We start from the raw sequence: 262 nt of genomic DNA, 5'->3' as shown, positions 1-262 counted from the left end.
GGTGGTGGCCTCATCACTGATGAGGTCGTGGAACTTCGCCAGGTCCAGCGAGTCACCCATCGCGTCGAGCCGGCTGGTGCCGTTGCCGGCTCCGGCGCCGTGGTCGATGGTGACGTCCCACTGGTCCTTCCCGGGCACCGGGGACGGGTCGTTGTCGAGTTTGTCGGGGTGGAACTTCGCGATCGCCGACCTGATCGTCTTCTCGATCGTCGGGATCCCATACCTACCCAGCCGGGCGAGTTCGGTGTCGATCCACTCGGCC

General features: G+C 66.0%; 1 protein-coding gene. It reads right to left on the bottom strand.

Annotated features, from left to right (window positions below; translation table 11 throughout):
• Positions 1–262, bottom strand: a 262-nt coding sequence (locus ASH02_RS26390) for a hypothetical protein (RefSeq protein WP_162262587.1), incomplete at both ends; no start/stop codon positions are given.

It is taken from the genome of Nocardioides sp. Soil796, from assembly GCF_001429525.1.
Lineage (GTDB): Bacteria > Actinomycetota > Actinomycetes > Propionibacteriales > Nocardioidaceae > Nocardioides.
The sequence above is the reverse complement of the archived record's forward strand: the minus strand, read 5'-3'. Positions and strand labels throughout refer to the sequence as shown.